The 13,955-nt window shown below is 64.8% G+C and carries 15 protein-coding genes and 1 tRNA gene; 8 read left to right on the top strand and 8 right to left on the bottom strand.

The window, feature by feature from the left end; genetic code table 11:
• Positions 1-41 precede the first annotated feature (41 nt).
• Positions 42-308, top strand: coding sequence for a sigma factor-like helix-turn-helix DNA-binding protein (locus tag SALA_RS07890; protein WP_011541848.1), 267 nt, complete (start codon positions 42-44; stop codon positions 306-308).
• 24 nt (positions 309-332) lie between these two features.
• Positions 333-590, top strand: a complete 258-nt coding sequence (locus SALA_RS07885; protein ID WP_011541847.1) for an NrsF family protein — start codon at positions 333-335, stop codon at positions 588-590.
• A 17-nt stretch (positions 591-607) separates the two neighbouring features.
• Here SALA_RS07885 and SALA_RS07880 read toward each other — a convergent pair whose 3' ends face one another.
• From SALA_RS07880 to folK, 3 genes are all read right to left on the bottom strand, one after another.
• Complete coding sequence (locus tag SALA_RS07880) at positions 608-1,615, bottom strand: NAD-dependent epimerase/dehydratase family protein (RefSeq protein ID WP_011541846.1); 1,008 nt, start codon at positions 1,613-1,615, stop codon at positions 608-610.
• A 76-nt stretch (positions 1,616-1,691) separates the two neighbouring features.
• Positions 1,692-1,767 (bottom strand) — tRNA-Lys (locus SALA_RS07875).
• Positions 1,768-1,809: 42 nt separating this feature from the next.
• Positions 1,810-2,331 carry a 2-amino-4-hydroxy-6-hydroxymethyldihydropteridine diphosphokinase gene (gene folK, locus SALA_RS07870; protein ID WP_011541845.1) on the bottom strand — a complete coding sequence of 174 codons (522 nt, stop codon included), beginning with the start codon at positions 2,329-2,331 and terminating at the stop codon, positions 1,810-1,812.
• 23 nt (positions 2,332-2,354) lie between these two features.
• On the opposite strand from folK, the gene SALA_RS07865 reads away from it, so the two are divergent.
• Entirely contained in the window at positions 2,355-3,017 is a 663-nt protein-coding gene (locus SALA_RS07865) for a uracil-DNA glycosylase (RefSeq protein ID WP_011541844.1), read from the top strand.
• Between the two features lie 111 nt (positions 3,018-3,128).
• Here the strand turns inward: SALA_RS07865 and SALA_RS07860 are convergent, their stop codons facing one another.
• Both SALA_RS07860 and SALA_RS07855 read right to left on the bottom strand, forming a co-directional pair.
• On the bottom strand, positions 3,129-3,605 hold the full coding sequence (locus SALA_RS07860; protein WP_011541843.1) for an RNA pyrophosphohydrolase: 477 nt from the start codon (positions 3,603-3,605) through the stop codon (positions 3,129-3,131).
• The gene (locus SALA_RS07855; protein WP_011541842.1) at positions 3,602-4,549 is read right to left on the bottom strand and encodes an alpha/beta hydrolase; all 948 of its coding nucleotides are present in this window, start codon (positions 4,547-4,549) and stop codon (positions 3,602-3,604) included. The genes SALA_RS07860 and SALA_RS07855 overlap by 4 nt, the downstream gene beginning before the upstream one ends.
• 184 nt (positions 4,550-4,733) lie before the next feature.
• Here SALA_RS07855 and SALA_RS07850 point away from each other — a divergent pair, with 184 nt between their 5' ends.
• The 5 genes from SALA_RS07850 to SALA_RS07830 all read left to right on the top strand — a co-directional run bounded on the left by SALA_RS07850 (position 4,734) and on the right by SALA_RS07830 (position 11,153).
• The gene (locus SALA_RS07850; RefSeq protein ID WP_011541841.1) at positions 4,734-6,599 is read left to right on the top strand and encodes a 2-oxoacid:acceptor oxidoreductase subunit alpha; all 1,866 of its coding nucleotides are present in this window, start codon (positions 4,734-4,736) and stop codon (positions 6,597-6,599) included.
• The gene (locus tag SALA_RS07845; protein WP_041383180.1) at positions 6,596-7,633 is read left to right on the top strand and encodes a 2-oxoacid:ferredoxin oxidoreductase subunit beta; all 1,038 of its coding nucleotides are present in this window, start codon (positions 6,596-6,598) and stop codon (positions 7,631-7,633) included. The genes SALA_RS07850 and SALA_RS07845 overlap by 4 nt, the downstream gene beginning before the upstream one ends.
• 12 nt (positions 7,634-7,645) lie before the next feature.
• Positions 7,646-8,605, top strand: coding sequence for a metal-dependent hydrolase (locus SALA_RS07840; protein WP_011541839.1), 960 nt, complete (start codon positions 7,646-7,648; stop codon positions 8,603-8,605).
• Between the two features lie 78 nt (positions 8,606-8,683).
• Positions 8,684-9,964 carry an SAM-dependent methyltransferase gene (locus tag SALA_RS07835; RefSeq protein WP_011541838.1) on the top strand — a complete coding sequence of 427 codons (1,281 nt, stop codon included), beginning with the start codon at positions 8,684-8,686 and terminating at the stop codon, positions 9,962-9,964.
• A gap of 19 nt (positions 9,965-9,983) precedes the next feature.
• Entirely contained in the window at positions 9,984-11,153 is a 1,170-nt protein-coding gene (locus SALA_RS07830; protein WP_011541837.1) for a serine hydrolase domain-containing protein, read from the top strand.
• Between the two features lie 97 nt (positions 11,154-11,250).
• On the opposite strand, the gene SALA_RS07825 is transcribed toward SALA_RS07830, so the two are convergent.
• Genes SALA_RS07825 through purF form a run of 3 tightly spaced genes read right to left on the bottom strand, consistent with a single transcriptional unit; the run spans position 11,251 to position 13,893 of the window.
• Positions 11,251-11,637 (bottom strand): hypothetical protein, encoded by a 387-nt coding sequence (locus tag SALA_RS07825; protein WP_011541836.1) that lies wholly within the window; start codon positions 11,635-11,637, stop codon positions 11,251-11,253.
• Positions 11,638-11,696: 59 nt separating this feature from the next.
• Positions 11,697-12,431 (bottom strand): SDR family NAD(P)-dependent oxidoreductase, encoded by a 735-nt coding sequence (locus SALA_RS07820; protein WP_011541835.1) that lies wholly within the window; start codon positions 12,429-12,431, stop codon positions 11,697-11,699.
• 4 nt (positions 12,432-12,435) lie between these two features.
• Positions 12,436-13,893 (bottom strand): amidophosphoribosyltransferase, encoded by a 1,458-nt coding sequence (purF, locus tag SALA_RS07815; RefSeq protein WP_041383179.1) that lies wholly within the window; start codon positions 13,891-13,893, stop codon positions 12,436-12,438.
• Positions 13,894-13,955: the final 62 nt, after the last annotated feature.

Genomic DNA, 13,955 nt, shown 5'->3' with positions numbered 1-13,955 from the left:
GATGGCGTCGTCGCGGATTCACGCGCTATCGCTGAATCGACATGCTGCGCCGCCGGCGCGACGAGGCCGAACTCGGCGACCATGACGCAGCGGTCGGGGCAAAGGACGAGGCGGTCCACGCGCGGTTCAGCATCGACCGGCTGATGACATTGGTGCCACCCGGCCAGGCGCAGGCGATCACCCTCGTCAAGATCGAGGGCGCGTCGATCGCCGAAGCATCGCAAATCTGTGGCCAGAGCAAGTCTCTGGTCAAGGTCAACATTCACCGCGGCCTCAAAAAGCTCACGCAACTGGTTGAACGTGGATGAAATAAACAGGGTTTCGATCGAAGTTTGATCGATGGACTGGTTGGCGAAGCGGAGCCGGTGCCGCCGAGGAAATTGGTTCGGGGGCTGCTCTGGACGGCGACCGGCTGGCTTGTCGGCGCAGCGCTGTTCCTGTGGCTCAGGTCGGGTGCGGCGGGCGTATCGATCGTTGCGCTGCATTGCGTCGACGAGAATCTCATTCACATCGCGCTGTGGCACGGTTTGGCCGTCGTCGTCTCGGCGGTCGCCGGGCGGCTGATTCTGCCACGCTTCCTGCGCTGGTGAACATCAGGGCCAGAAGCCTATGCCTTTCGCGACAGCCAGTCGGTTCGATACCAGTCGACAAAGGCGGGGATACCGACCGAAATCGGCGTCGTCGGCGCAAAGCCGAGGTCGCGCTGGATGTCGTCGATATCGGCTGCGGTCTGGTACACGTCGCCCGCCTGCATCGGCAGCAGGTTGAGCTCGGCCTTGCGCCCGCACGCCTGTTCGATGATGGCAATCATGTCGGTCAGCCTTTCCGACCGGTTGTTGCCGATATTGTATAGCCGGTGCGGGGTCGTGAAGCCGCCCGGCTTCTCGCGATGATCGTCGGCGGGCGGGTGGTCGAGCGCGAGGACGACGCCGTTCACAATATCGTCGACAAAGGTGAAATCGCGGCGCATATCGCCGTGATTATAGACGTCTATCGGTCGACCTTGCAGCACCGCCTCGGTAAATTTCCACACCGCCATGTCGGGGCGACCCCACGGGCCATAGACGGTGAAGAAGCGAAGGCCGGTCAGGGGAATGCGGAACAGATGCGCATAGGTTTCGCTCAGCAATTCGTCGGCACGCTTGGTCGCCGCGTAGAGCGAAATCGGCGTATCGGCGCGGTCGGCGACGCGAAAGGGCGTGTCGGCGCGCATGCCGTAGACCGACGAGGAGGAGGCATAGACAAGATGCGAAACCGCACGATGTCGCGCAAGTTCGAGGATGTTGACGTGCCCCGCGATGTTGGAATGGACATATGCCGCCGGATTTTCGAGCGAATAGCGCACGCCGGGCTGGGCACCAAGATGGACGATCCGGTCGATCCTTTGGCCCGCCAGCGCACCGGCGAGCGCCGCAGCGTCACCAAAATCGCCGTCGATGAAGGTGAACAGGCCACCAAAACCGGCGTCGAGCCGCGCGACGCGCGCGCGCTTGAGTTCGACCGAATAATAGGGCGTGAAATTGTCGATCCCGACAACCGCCTCACCGCGGCGAAGCAAAGCCGCCGCGACCTGCATCCCGATGAATCCGGCAGCGCCCGTAATCAGCGTCGACAATGAATGTCCTCCATTGAACCGCATCCATGCGACGGTTCGTGCGGGAGCAGCTTATGGAATCATAGTGGTTTAAATGTGGTGAGCCCTGCTGGGTTCGAACCAGCGACCTACTGATTAAAAGTCAGTTGCTCTACCGACTGAGCTAAGGGCCCATCGGCGCCCGAATATAGCGGCGCGCGAAGTGAGCCGTCGCCCTAGTGCGCTGCGGCGCGGCGGTCAACCGGCTTTGGACGGACGAGCCGCGCGGCGAGCTGGCGGATGCTGCGCGCGTGGAGCGGGTGGCGCCATTGGGGCACGATCGCGCGGAGCGGGCCGAGCACGAACGCGCGGTGCGCGAGCGCAGGGTGGGGGATGGTCAGCCCGGCGTCGGACCAGGCGCCGCCCGACCAGAGCAATATGTCGAGGTCGAGTGTGCGCGAGCCCCAGCGTTGACCGGTGCGACGGCCGAAACGCGCCTCGATCGCCTGCAACCGTTCGAGCATTTCGGGGGGGCTCAGGTCCGACGCGACGAGCGCGACGGCATTGGCATAGCGGCGGCGCGAGGGGCCGATGGGATCGCTGGCGATGATCGGGCTGGCGTCGACAGCCTCTATGTCATCGCTTTCGAGCGCGGCGAGCGCGGCGAGCAGCACGGCGCGAGGGTCGCCATGGCGCGCGTGGCGGCGATTCGACCCGAGGCCGATCGCATAGAGGGGCAGCGGCCTTGCATCGCTCATATCTCCGCGCCTACTGCAGCCGTATGGAAATTGATAGCCCGTTGCCCGGAACCGAGCCGCCGCGCGACTGTTCGCGCTGCCCGCGACTGGTTGCGCTGCGGCAGGAATGTCAGGCCGAGCACCCGGACTGGTGGAATGCGCCGGTCCCCGCCTTCGGCGATCCCGATGCGTGGCTGGCGCTGGCGGGACTGGCGCCGGGCAAGCATGGGGCGAACCGGACGGGCAGGCCGTTCACCGGCGACTATGCGGGCGACCTGTTGTTCAGGGCGCTCGCGGCGTTCGGGCTGAGCCGGGGTGATTATGACGCGCGGATCGACGATGGGCTTACACTCGATGGCGCGATCATCGTCAACAGCGTCAAATGCCTGCCGCCGCAGAACAAGCCGGCACCGGCGGAAATCGCGAACTGTCGGCCGTTCTTCGAGCGCCAGCTGGCCGCTCTGCCGAAGGTGCGGGTGATCGTCGCGCTTGGGCGGATCGCGCATGTTGCGGTGCTGCGGGCGACGGGCGCGCGCCTTGCCGCGCATCCGTTCGCGCATGGCGCGGTCCATGCGTTGCCCGATGGGCGGCATCTGGTCGATAGCTATCATTGCTCGCGCTACAACACGAACACCGGGCGGCTGACGCCGGAGATGTTCGCCGACGTCTTTCGGACGGCGCTGGCATTGCACGAAGAGGGCGTTTGATCGCCTCGTCATTGCGAGGAGCCGAAGGCGACGCGGCAATCCTCAGCCATCGACCTTCCCTAAGGTGGATGGCGGGAGATTGCGTCGCTTCGCTCGCAATGACGGCTGAGGTCAGACCAGCGGACCGAACTCCTCGATCAGCCCGCGGTAGAGCGCGCGTTTGAACGGGACGATCAGTTTCTCGATCTCGCCGAGATCGACCCAGCGCCACGCACGAAACTCCTGATGCCTGGTGTGGATGTCGATGTCGCTGTCCTCGCCCATGAAGCGCATCAGGAACCAGTGCTGGCGCTGGCCGCGATATTTGCCGCCCCACATCTTGCCGATCAGATGGTCGGGCAGGTCATAGAAATACTCCTCGCGGCTGCGCGCGATGATGTCGACCAGCCCGCCGTGGATGCCGGTTTCCTCGCCAAGTTCGCGGATCGCGGCCTTTTCGGCATCCTCCCCCTCGTCGATGCCGCCCTGCGGCATCTGCCATGCCTCGCTCGACGTATCGAGCCGCTGGCCGACGAAGACGCGGCCGTCGCGGTTGGCGAGCATGACGCCCGCGCAGGGGCGATAGGGAAGCTTGTCGTGGTCGATCATGCCGCGGCGTTAGCGTCGGCGACGATTGCTTTCAATATGGTGAGGGCGCCGCGAATATCGTCCTTTGCGCTGGGGATGCCTTGCGCCAGGTTTATATAGCCGTGGATATTGCCCTTTGCCTCGCGAAAGCTGGTCGGCACGCCCGCCTCGATCAGCTTCGCGGCATAGGCGCGGCCCTGGTCGCGCAGCGGGTCGAGCCCCGCGGTGACCAGCAGCGTCGGCGGCAGGCCTTCCGCCGGGAAATCGAGCGGCGAAGCCCGATAGTCTCCGGGATCCGCGGCATAATGATTGCCGAACCAGGCCATGCCGCCTTTGGTGAGCAAATGGCCCTCGCCGAAATCACGATAGCTTTGCCAGTCGTCGCGCGTCGTCACGGCGGGATAGATGGGATGGATGGCGATGACCGGTTTCGACGCCGGCTTGTCGCGCAACGTCAGCGCGGTCGCGATCGTCAGATTGCCGCCCGCGCTCTCGCCCGAAAGCACGAGACCGGTACAGGGGACATTGTCGGCGACCCAGCGCGTTGCCGCTTCGCAATCTTCGGGCGCCGCGGGAAAGGGATGTTCGGGGGCGAGGCGGTAATCGACGGCGATCACGGGCATGTCGAGCTGCCGCGCCGCCTCGGCGCAATAGGGATCGTGCGTGTCGAGATCGCCGATCACCCAGCCGCCACCGTGATAGAAGACCATCACCGGGCCGGGCTCGCGATCGGGGCGATTATCGTAGATCCGGATCGGAAGCGCGCCTGCGGGTCCGGGGATGGTGCGATCCTCGACATGGGCTATCTCGCCGCGCGGAACATCGGCGATCTGGCCCATCGCCCGGAACATCTCCCGCGCGCCCTCTGGCGGCATCTCCTCCATCTTCGGGCCTTCCTGCATATTCAGAAAGGCCAGAAAAGCCGCCACATCGGGGCGCGTATAATGGGGGGTGCCGTCGGTCATTCGCGTTTCTCCCTGATCGCCATCGTCGCCCGGCTATTCGCTATCGACACCGCAAATTCAATGGCAAATCGAAACTCACCCATGCGTCACCCTTTGCGGCGCACAATTTTTTCTCAATTGCGGCTTGGCGCGCACAGGCCTAGGCCGATGTCACAGGTTCGCAAGTTTTGAGGCAGAAGAAAAAATGGCGACAGCGGTAGAGGACCGGGCCGGCGAGAAGCGGCAGTCCCCCCTTTCGGATGCAGTGGTGGTTCGATTTGCCGGCGACAGCGGCGACGGGATGCAGTTGACCGGCGGTCAGTTCACTTTGTCCTCTGCGCTGGCGGGCAATGATTTTGCGACCTTCCCCGACTTTCCCGCCGAAATCCGCGCACCGCAGGGCACATTGTTCGGCGTGTCGGCGTTCCAGATCAATTTCGGTTCGTCGGCGATCGACACCGCGGGCGACGCGCCCGACGTGCTCGTCGCGATGAACCCGGCGGCGCTCAAGACCAATGTTCCGGCGCTCAAGCCCGGCGGCCTGATCATCGCCGACGAAGGCGAGTTCAACGACCGCAACCTCGCCAAGGCGAAATATGACGCGAACCCGCTCGACGACGGCAGTCTCGCGAAATGGCAGCTCCTGAAGCTCAACATCAGCCAGTTGACGCTGGATGCGGTGAAGCCCTTCGGGCTCGGCAACAAGGAAGCACTGCGCTGCAAGAATATGTGGACGCTGGGGCTCGCGCTCTGGATGTTCGACCGCGACCGCCAGCCGCTGATCGACTGGCTGAATGCCAAGTTCGCGAAGGCGCCCGATCTCGCGGCGGCGAATGTCGCGGCGCTCAATGCGGGTCACGCCTATGGCGAGACCGCCGAGCTGGCAGGCCCGCTCAAACAGCATCATGTCGATCCGGCGCCTGCCGAGCCCGGCCTTTATCGAACGCTGACCGGCGCCGAAGGCATTGCGCTTGGACTCGTTGCTGGCGCGCAGCTCGCCAGGCTGCCGATGTTCTTCGGCGGTTATCCGATCACCCCCGCGTCGGCGATCCTGCACCATCTGTCGCGGCTGAAGGAATATGACGTCACGACCTTTCAGGCAGAGGACGAGATTGCCGCCATCTGTTCGGCGATCGGTGCAAGCTATGGCGGCGCGCTGGGTGTCACCAGTTCATCGGGGCCGGGCATCGCGCTGAAGGGCGAGGCGATGGGGCTCGCGATCATGACCGAGCTGCCGCTCGTCATCGTCAATTCGCAGCGCGGCGGTCCTTCGACGGGCCTGCCGACCAAGACCGAGCAGTCGGACCTGTATCAGGCGGTCTATGGCCGCAACGGCGATGCGCCGATGCCGGTGATCGCCGCGCGCTCGCCCGGCGATGCGTTCGAATGCGCGATCGAGGCGTGCCGCATCGCGGTGCAATATATGACCCCGGTGATGCTGCTCACCGACGGCTATATCGCCAACGCCGCCGAGCCCTGGAAGGTGCCCGACCTCACGACTTACGAAGCGTTCCCGGTCGAGTTCCTGACCGAAGTGCCCGAAGGCGGGTTCAAACCCTATGGTCGCGACGACAAGCTCGCGCGGCCGTGGGTCAGGCCCGGCACTCCCGGCCTGCTCCACCGCATCGGCGGAATCGAAAAGGAAGTCGACACCGGCCACATCAACTATGCGCCCGCCAACCATCAGGCGATGACCGACATCCGCAAGGCAAAGATCGACGGCATCAAGGTGCCCGACCAGATCGTCGAACTGGGCGCCGAGGGCGGCAAGCTCGCGGTTGTCGGCTGGGGATCGACCTTTGGCCCGATCCATCAGGCGGTGCGGCGCAAGCGCGCCGAGGGCTGCGATGTCAGCCACGTCCATATCCGCCACATCTGGCCGCTGCCCGCCAATCTGGGCGCGCTTTTGAAAAGCTATGACAAGGTGATCGTACCCGAAATGAACACCGGCCAGCTGAAGACGGTGCTGCGCGATCAGTATCTGGTCGACGCGAGGCCCGTGAACAAGGTGTCGGGCCAGCCCTTCACCATCGCCGAAATCGAAGCCGCCATCGAGGAGGCACTCAAGTGAACGAGATGACGACCATCGCGCGGACGACGACGCTAAAGGATTGGGAAACCGATCAGGAAGTCCGCTGGTGCCCCGGTTGCGGCGACTATGCGATCCTGAAGGCGGTGCAGCGCACGATGCCCGAAATCGGCACCGCGCCCGAGAACACCGTGTTCGTCAGCGGCATCGGCTGCTCGTCGCGCTTCCCCTATTATATGGAAACCTATGGCTTTCACACGATCCACGGTCGCGCGCCGGCGTTTGCGACGGGGCTGAAGCTCGCCAATCCGCAGCTCGACATCTGGATCGTCACCGGCGACGGCGACGGACTGTCGATCGGCGGCAACCACACGATGCACCTCATTCGCCGCAATCTCGATTGCCAGATCATGCTGTTCAACAACGAGATTTATGGCCTCACCAAGGGGCAATATTCGCCGACCAGTCGCGTCGGCACGACCAGTCCCTCGACCCCCTATGGATCGGTCGATCGTCCGGCGCAGCCCGCGGCCTTTGCGCTCGGTGCGGGCGCGCGGTTCGTCGCGCGCGGCTTCGACGTATCGAAGGAATTGCCGAACGTGCTGAAGGCGGCGCATGCCCACAAGGGCGCCGCCTTTATCGAGATTTTTCAGAACTGTATCGTCTATAACAAAGACGTGTTCGAGGATTTTGCCGCTCCCAAGGGCGCCGAGGACCGCCAGCTCTGGCTCAAGCATGGCGAACCGATGCTCTATGCCAAGGGCACCAAGGGCATCGCGCTCGACGCCGAGGCGCTGCACCTCAAGACCGTCGAGGTCGTCGACGGCGACTGGCAGGCCGCGGGGGTGATCGTTCACGACGTCACCAATCGCAGCGTCGCCCACATGCTCGTCGAGATGCGCTTCGGCGAGTTTCCGATGGCGCTGGGCGTCCTCTACGACGACCCGCGGCCGACCTTCGAGGCCGATGTCTGGCGCCAGAATGCCGCCGCAGCCGAAGGCAAAACCGCCGACCTGCAAAGCCTGCTCAAGAAGGGACAAACCTGGACAGTGACCGAAAAGGGCTCCGAGCTCTGACGCGTCCGCACCATGGATAATCTGACGCACAGTCTGGTCGGCGCCTTGCTGGGCCAGATGGGCCTCAAGAAGAAGACCGGGCTGGCGATGCCGACGCTGATTCTGGCGGCGAACCTGCCTGACATCGACGCAGCCTGCCTGTTCTGGCTCGAAGGTGTGCAGCATCTGGGCTTTCGGCGCGGGATTACGCATGGGCCGATCGCGATGCTGGCGCTGCCGATCATCCTCTGGGCGCTGGTGATGTCGTTCGACCGCTGGCAGGAACGGCGCGGCAAGCGGCCCGTCGATCGCCTTCCGCTTCATCGCGGCTGGCTGCTTGCGCTCGCCTATATCGGCTGCCTCAGCCATCCGGCGCTCGACTGGCTCAACAATTATGGCATCCGCCTGCTCGAACCCTTTTCCGCGCGATGGTTCTATGGCGACAGCCTCTTCATCATCGATCTGTGGATCTGGATCGCGCTGGCCGTTTCGCTGTGGCTGTCGTTTCGCCGCGAGCGCCGCGGCGCGGCGAACTGGCGACAGCCCGCGTGGACCGGTTTCATGGTCGTTTCGGGCTATATTTTCGTGAACGGCCTGATCACCGGCGCGGCGGAGCGCATGGCGTCGGAGGCGCTGGCCGCGGGCGGCAAGGCCGACGCGCTCGTCGTTGCGAGCCCGCCGCCGCTCGCCTTCTGGCGGCGCGACATTTTCTGGCGCACCGCCGAACGTTATGGCACCGCGCGCTTCACGCCCGGCGTCGGCGGCTCTGTCGACCTGACCGGTGCCCCGACGGGCATGGACGATCCGCGGCTGGCAATGTGGGTCAAGGGCGACCCGGCCGCGCGCGCCTTTCTGTTCTGGGCGCGGATGCCGGTCGCTGAACGCGATGGCGACGCACTGGTGCTGCGCGACCAGCGTTTCATGCATCCGCTGGCCGAAGAGCGCTTTCAGGTTCGCCTGACCGCGCCCGATACCGCCAGCGAACCCCTATAGATCGCCCGCGCGTGTGACGTCATGGCCGCATCGTTTCAGACGATTGTCAGCCGTCCGCCTTTGAGGCAGGAAGGGGCTATGAACACGCATGTCAGCCCCCGCCGCGGCAAGGAACTGCTCCGCGCCGACCGTGCCTATCGCGCGGGCGGGGTGATGGCGCGGTTGATTGCGCTGGCGCCGACGGCGCTGTTCCACCGCCTGCTCGACCGCATCGACGCGGGGCTGCTCGCCGGGACGATCGAGGGGCATTTGCCCGACGGGAGCGTCCGGCTGCTCGGCGGGCGCGGCAGGGGGCCGACGGCGATCGTCCATCTGCACAGCTGGGCGGCGCTGGCGCGGCTTGCGCTGTCGGGGTCGGTCGGCTGGTACCGCGCGTGGGAAAAGGGCGAATGGACGTCGCCCGATCCGGTGCCGCTGTTCGACCTGTTCATGCGCAATGGCGAGGCGCTGGGTAATGCAGGGCGCGCGCACGGCCCGTCGCGCTGGCTGAACCGCGTTATTCACGCGCTTCACCGCAACGACCGGCGCGGGGCGCGGCGCAACATCCACGCGCATTATGATTTGGGCAATGATTTCTATCGGTTATGGCTCGATCATGCGATGAACTATTCGAGCGCACTATTCGCCGATCCGGCCCAGTCGCTGGAGGAAGCGCAGGCGGCAAAGCTCGACGCGATCCTCGACCGGCTCGACCTCAGGTCGGGAAGCCGGCTGCTCGAAATCGGCTGCGGTTGGGGCGCACTCGCCGAACGCGCGGTCGAGCGGCACGATGTGATCTATACCGGCATCACCCTGTCGCCCTCGCAAGCCGAAATCGCCGACGCGCGGCTGGCGGCGGTCGATCTGTCGGGGCGTTCGCGGATCGAGCTTTGCGACTATCGCGACGTACAGGGGCCGTACGACGCGATCGCCAGCGTCGAAATGGTCGAAGCGGTGGGGCAGGCCTATTGGCCCGCCTATCTCGATGCGATCGCGCGCTTGTTGCGGCCCGGCGGCAAGGCGGCGATCCAGTATATCCTGATCAACGACGCGCTGTTCGAGCGCTATGCGGCGAGCAGCGATTTCATTCAGGCCTATATCTTCCCCGGCGGCTGCCTGCTGTCCGAAAGTCGCTTCCGCGCGCTCGCGGAGGAACGAGGGCTGATCTGGCGCGACGCTCATCATTTTGGCGGCGACTATGCAGAAACGCTGCGCCAATGGCGCGAGCGTTTCGACGCCGCGGTGGCCGACGATCGGCTGCCGCCCGGTTTCGACGCACGGTTCGTCGGGCTTTGGCGCTATTATCTGCAATATTGCGAGGGAGGCTTTCGCGGCGGCGGGATCGACGTCGCGCAGGTCACACTTGAAAAACCGGCTTGAGAACAGGGGAGGAAACAAGATGCGACGATTCCTGGCGGCGGTGCTGTTCGGCGCCGCGGCGGCGTGCAGTGTGCCCGCGACGACGCAAACCACCGATCAACTGCCAAAGGATCTGAACGTGCTTTTCTGGACCCAGGACCAACGCGACCGCGCCTTTCGCACGATGGAAACGGTGCCCAGGGTCGTCGTGAACCCGATCGAGGCGGGCGATACCGCCTATCCCTTGCCGCAAGGCACGCCGATCGACTTTGGGCTCGATGTCGATGCCCATATGGCGAAGCAGCGCAACGCGGGGCTGATCATCGTACAGGACGGCAAGATCCGGCTCGAAAAATATGCGCTCGGCCATGATGCGGCGGGCCGCTGGACGAGCTTTTCGGTCGCCAAGAGTTTCACCTCGACGCTCGTGGGGGCGGCGGTGAAGGATGGCTATATCAAGAGCCTCGACGACAAGGTCGCCGCCTATATCCCCGGCCTGAAGGGATCGGCCTATGACGATGTCAGCGTGCGCCAGCTGCTGACGATGACTTCGGGCGTCAAATGGAACGAGGATTATACCGATCCCAAGTCCGACGTCGCGCAGTTCAACCTGCAGAAACCGGTTGCGGGCGAAGATATAACGGTCAGCTATATGAAGGGCTTGCCGCGCGAAGCGCCTGCGGGATCGAAATGGGTGTACAAGACCGGCGAGACCAATCTGATCGGGGTGCTGGTATCGAGCGCGACGGGCAAGACGCTGTCGCAATATCTGTCGGAGAAAATCTGGAAGCCGTTCGGCATGGAGCAGGATGCGGCATGGATGCTCGGGCCGACGGGGCACGAGATCAGCGGCTGCTGCATGTCGGCAAGCCTCAGGGATTATGCACGTTTCGGCCAGTTCATCCTGAACGGCGGTGTGGCGGGCAGCGTGAACGTGCTGCCCGACGACTGGCTGGCCTCGGCGACGACCAAGCAGGCCGAGATCGGCGTGCCGGGCCGCGGCTATGGCTATCAATGGTGGACGAATGACGATGGCAGCTTTGCCGCGCAGGGCATTTTCGGGCAGGGCATCTTTATCGATCCGAAGCGCAAGCTGGTGATCGCGTCGAACGGCAACTGGCCGACCGCGACCGACCCCGAAGGCGTCGGCGCAGCGCGCGAGGCCTTTTACAAGGCCGTGCAGGCGGCGGTGGACCGCGAGGCGAAATAGGAAAAGCGTCGCCCCCGCGAAGGCGGGGACCGCCGGAGATTTGCGCGGCCATGCTGAGGAAGGCCGCGCGCGGCCCCCGCCTTCGCGGGGGCGACGATTATTCGGCGATGATACTTGCAGCCCGCTGTGCGAGCCAGACCGCGGCGAGCGGGACGGTAACGCCCAGCACCATCATCCACCAGGTGTCGGCAAAGTCGATCGCGGTATAGAGCGCCGCGCCGATCACGGCACCGGCGACGACCCATCCCGCGCCGGTCCCGCCGGAAATGCGCATGGCGAGCCAGCTCCCGGCAAATGTGGCGATAAACCAGCCGACGACCAGCGCGATGGTGGAGCCGATCGGGATCAATATCTCGCCCGTCGCCGGATCATATTCGGCGGGGGCGATTTCGCTGCCCGCATATTGCGCCAGCCAGATCAGCCCGAACGCAACGACGATGCCGATCGCCGCAGCCATCGCCGATCGCAAGATAGTCCTGGTCATTCCACGCCCTCGCAAACCCGATTTTGCGCGTGTCTTAGCGCAGGAATGCAAAGATGGCGTTAAGCTTTTTCCATCACCTTGGGCAAAGCATGGAAGGCGGTGCTGTCAAAGCCCTGCACCATCAGGTCGGCGACATATTCGCCGACCGCGGCTGGTTCCTTGATGCTCTGCGGATCTTCGCCGGGATAGGCGCGCGCGCGCATCTGCGTGCGCGTGGGGCCCGGATCGAGAATGGCGGTGCGAACGCCGGAGATATTGCGCATTTCCGCGCCATAGCTGGTAACAAGCACCTCGAAGGCGGCCTTCGACGCGGCATAGGCGCCCCAATAGGCGCGCGGGGTGCGCGCGACGCTGGTGGACAGGGCAAGCAGCCGACCGTTCGCGGCACGGCGAAGCAGCGGGTCGAAATTGGCGATCAGCGCCTGCTGCGCGATCAGGTTGAGCGTCAGCGTCCTGTTGAATTCCTTGCCGTCGATCGCCGCGACAGGGGTGAGCGTACCGAGCATCGCGGCGTTGAGCACGAGCATGTCGAGATGCTGCCAGCGTTCGGCCATCGCGCTGGCGAGGCGGGCGATGCTGTCGCCGTCGGTCAGATCAAGCGGCGCGATCGTCGCGCTGCCCCCTGCGGCGTGGATGCGGTCCTCAAGTTCCTCGAGCCCGCCGGCGGTGCGGGCGGTGATCACGACATGCGCGCCGCGTGCGGCCAGCGATTCGGCGATTGCGGCGCCGATACCACGGCTTGCCCCGGTGACGAGCGCGATCTGCCCCGCCAGTTCTTCAGACCTTGTAACCATTATGTCAGACAACCCGTTCGGCAAGCAGCGAAAATTGATCCTCCAGCCCATGCTCGTCGAAGTCGGTCAGCGTGGTCGGATAGTCGCCGGTGAAGCAGGCGTCGCAATATTGCGGCGCGTCCTGTTTGCGATCCGCCTCGCCCAGCGCGCGATAGAGGCCGTCGATGGTCAGGAAGGCGAGGCTGTCGGCATTGATGAAGTTCGCCATCTGGCCGATCGTCATCTGCGCCGCGAGCAGCTTGGCGCGCTCGGGCGTGTCGACGCCATAGAAGCAGCTGTGCGAGGTCGGCGGGCTGGCGATGCGCATATGCACTTCCGCCGCCCCGGCATCGCGCATCATCTGCACGATCTTGAGGCTCGTCGTGCCGCGCACGATCGAATCGTCGATCAGCACGATGCGCTGGCCCGCGATCAGCGCGCGGTTGGCGTTGTGCTTCAATTTGACGCCAAGGTGGCGGACCTTGTCGCCCGGCTGGATGAAGGTGCGTCCGACATAGTGCGAACGGATGATGCCAAGCTCGAACGGGATGCCCGATTCCTGCGCATAGCCGATCGCGGCGGGCGTGCCCGAATCGGGGACCGGGATGACCAGGTCGGCATCGACCGGATTTTCGCGCGCGAGTTCGGCGCCGATCGCCTTGCGCACCGAATAGACGCTGGTGCCGTCGACGATCGAATCGGGGCGCGAGAAATAGACATATTCGAAAATGCACGGCCGCGCCGATTGTTCGGCAAAGGGACGGTGCGAGGTGAGCTGGCCGTCGCGGATGATGATGAGCTCGCCCGGTTCGACCGAACGCAGGAACTCCGCACCGACGACGTCGAGCGCCACCGTTTCGGACGCGAGGATGTGCGCGTCGCCGAGCTTGCCGATCACGAGCGGGCGGATGCCGAGCGGGTCGCGGCAGCCGATCATGCCCTCGGCGGTCAGGCAGATGAGCGAATAGGCGCCCTCGACCTGTTTCAGCGCGTCGATGAAACGGTCGAGCAGCGAGCGGTAACTCGAGGTCGCGACGAGGTGGATGATCACCTCGGTATCGCTGGTCGACTGAAAGATCGAACCGCGGCGGACGAGCAGCTTGCGGAGCGCGGCGGCGTTCGAGATATTGCCGTTGTGCGCGATCGCAAAACCGCCCGTCGACAGGTCGGCGAACAGCGGCTGGACGTTGCGCAGGGCCGTTTCGCCGGTGGTCGAATAGCGGACGTGACCGACCGCCGAAGCGCCGTCCAATTGACGGATGATCTCGTCGCGATCGAAATTGCCGGCGACATGCCCCATCGCGCGGTGGGTGTGAAACTCCTTGCCATCGAAGGCGGTGATGCCCGCGGCTTCCTGTCCGCGGTGCTGGAGCGCGTGGAGACCCAGCGCAACGACCGCCGAAGCGCTGTCGGCGCCGTGAATGCCAAAGACGCCGCACTCCTCGCGGAGCTTGTCGTCGTCGAAAGGATGGGTCGTCAGCATGGCGTTCCAGCGGCAGGGGGGCAGTGACTGCCGCGCATATAGGGAGGGCAAAGGCGATTGTC

It is taken from the genome of Sphingopyxis alaskensis RB2256, assembly GCF_000013985.1.
Lineage (GTDB): Bacteria > Pseudomonadota > Alphaproteobacteria > Sphingomonadales > Sphingomonadaceae > Sphingopyxis > Sphingopyxis alaskensis.
Note: the sequence above shows the minus strand (reverse complement) of the source record. Positions and strands in the feature narration are given on the sequence as shown.